This is a genomic window from Pseudoduganella sp. RAF53_2, assembly GCF_052113985.1.
Lineage (GTDB): Bacteria > Pseudomonadota > Gammaproteobacteria > Burkholderiales > Burkholderiaceae_D > Rugamonas.
Genome location: NZ_JBFRDW010000746.1, coordinates 1 through 2,682 on the forward strand (window position 1 = coordinate 1; position 2,682 = coordinate 2,682).

Sequence of the window (2,682 nt, forward strand, 5' to 3'; positions counted from 1 at the left end):
GTTCAACGAAGACGGCCGACGACAATAACGCGAACATGTTTGCAGCCGCTTATCACTGACGGCTCATCCAATGATTTCGCAAGCAATCACAAGAAAGGAAGTTCTCCGGGTAACGCCGACTTGAATTTCTTGGCTGTGTATCGTCAATTATTGGCAGCATTCGCGGGGGGGGGGGGGTAGAGTTGCCTCGCCACGATTCAGATAGCCCACGGCAACGACGCCTTGTGAAATTCTTGTCTCTAGGTTGTGCGCAAATTGGCGTTCCCCGATTTCAATTAAGCGGAAGGAGATAATTGTGTTCGCATCTTTTCTTGGGCGCTTGAAACTGTCCCATAAATTTTCCGTCCTAGCTTCGCTTTTTATCGTGGCTGCACTAGTCCCAGTAACGCTTTACATGCTAGAGGCCGGGAAAAATTTGCGTGCAGTCGAAATTGAGCGGACGGGTTTGCCAACGGTGCTGACGGGCCTTAAAGTGATACAGTTGACTCAGCAACACCGAGCGCTTTCCGCGCTTGTGCTAGGCGAAAAGCATGGCGCACAAGAGTCGCGCAGAGTTAAACAAAAGGAAGTGGATGCGGCTTTAGCTCAGCTAAGCAAATTGTCAGACGCCTTGGCAAATCCAGCAATCAATGACTTGTTGATCTCAGCGACGCGCGACTGGGAAAAACTTTGGAATGGTGTTGCAACTGGTAGGCTCGACATAGCTCAAAGCTACACTTTGCACACGGAGTTAGTGTCCAAGTTTCTTAAGATTTACGACCTGATTGCAGAGGCTTACAGACTTAGTCTCGATCCCGACAATGATAGCTATCTCCTGATCCAGGCCGCCTTTTATCAGCTGCCTTACCTTGCTGAGGAGCTAGGTAAGGCGCGAGCGATCGGCGCGGGAATGTTGGCCCGTAAAGCGGCGAGCGCTGAAGACCGACTACGCCTCAACGCAGTCATCAGCAATTTGAGCTACCGCCTGAACCAGACTATCACGTTCTTCGACAAAGCTGGCGCTGCAAATCATAATATTCAGAGAGTAATTGGTAAGAACATGGATGCAATGTCGGAAGCTGCACACCAGGTGATAGAAATGGCGCAGGATCGAATCATCAAAACCGAAACGCTGAGCTATTCGAGTGAGCAATATGTAGCAATTGCCACTGCCGCTATCGATCAACAGTTTGCCATTAATGAGTCGTCGGCTAAAGAACTGACGGAGCTACTTGATGAAAAAATTCGTCATTTTCACAGACAGCGTTGGATCATGGCCTCGTCTTTGGCGGGTCTATTGGCAATCACGGGTTGGATTAGCCTCCTCATCGCAAGATCTGTCACAACGCCACTATCCAAAGCAATCGTTGTGGCAGAACAGGTTGCACAGGGCAAGCTGATTGGAAATATCGATGTTGGCCCTCCGAACGAAGTAGGGCAACTGCTGCGAGCCCTAGATGCGATGAGCAACAGCTTGAGAGCCATTGTGTCCGATGTAAGTACTAGCATTGACAGCATTAACGCAGTCAGCAGTGATATAGCCAGCGGAAATGCTGACGTGTCTGCACGTATTGAAGCCCAGGCTTCGAGCTTGGAGGAAACAGCATCCGCTATGGATGAGCTCACCTCCACAGTAAAGCGCAACGCTGACAATGCCGGCCGGGCCAACGAACTCGTGCAGAGCGCTTCCGGTGTCGCAGCCCGCGGAGGAGAAGTAGTCTCGCGGGTAATTCACACGATGGGTGAAATCGACGATAGTTCGCGCAAGATCGTAGAGATCATTGCCGTCATCGATGGCATTGCGTTCCAGACCAATATATTGGCGCTCAACGCCGCAGTGGAAGCGGCACGTGCGGGGGCGCAAGGACGTGGCTTCGCGGTCGTCGCCAGTGAAGTGCGCAATCTAGCGCATCGGTCGGCTTTGGCTGCTAAGGAAATCAAGAATTTGATTGCACACAGTGTTGAGCGAGTCGAATCTGGCAATAAGCTCGCGAGCTTGGCTGGTGCGGCGATGGAAGACATCCTAAAAAGTGTCGACGGGATTACGGGGATTATGTCCGAAATCGCCATGGCGTCTCGGGAACAAGGAATGGGCATCGAGCAGGTGAACCTTGCAGTGAGCCAGATGGACGAAACGACTCAACAGAATGCAGCTTTGGTTGAGCAAACAGCCGCTGCTTCTGAGAGCCTTAAGGAGCAGGCGCAATTGCTTGTTAATGCAATCAGCGTCTTTCAGCTGGATGAGCGTGATGTAAGTGTTTCTCCTTCTTCTTTCAACAGCACTCTGAAGTTGAGTCGTCGTCCCTCAATTATGATTTCAGGAGCGGTTTAAGTTGAGCGCGTGAATAGAGAGGCGTCGGACTCAACTCAACTACCCTACCAAGCGCTGGCTTAGCCTTATGGCTAGGCCAGTGGAGTATCTGAGGTGTGGAAATAACCGGCTATTCGCCTGGACCATCGCGTGCGACAGTGGGAGATAGCAGCTACATCACACTATGGAAAGCAGCCAGGTGCGGAAATTAAAGTCGGTTGCATCGAAAACTGATAATCATCTAGCCGTCCCCCTTCGGCCGAGCCGACGGATAAAGTCACGGTACGAATCCGAACTTTATCGAGGAGGACGTCATGTTGTTTTGTGGCATTGATCTTCATTCCAACAACTGCTTTATCGTCGTCTCCGACGATGCCGACACGGTCGTGTAT

General features: G+C 51.2%; 2 protein-coding genes. One reads left to right on the forward strand and one right to left on the reverse strand.

Annotated features, from left to right (window positions below):
- Positions 1-295 precede the first annotated feature (295 nt).
- Positions 296-2,311 (forward strand): methyl-accepting chemotaxis protein, encoded by a 2,016-nt coding sequence (locus tag AB4Z11_RS28835; protein ID WP_442029255.1) that lies wholly within the window; start codon positions 296-298, stop codon positions 2,309-2,311.
- Between the two features lie 161 nt (positions 2,312-2,472).
- Here AB4Z11_RS28835 and AB4Z11_RS28840 read toward each other — a convergent pair.
- Positions 2,473-2,682: hypothetical protein (locus AB4Z11_RS28840; protein WP_442029256.1), on the reverse strand; the 210-nt coding region annotated here is incomplete at its 5' end.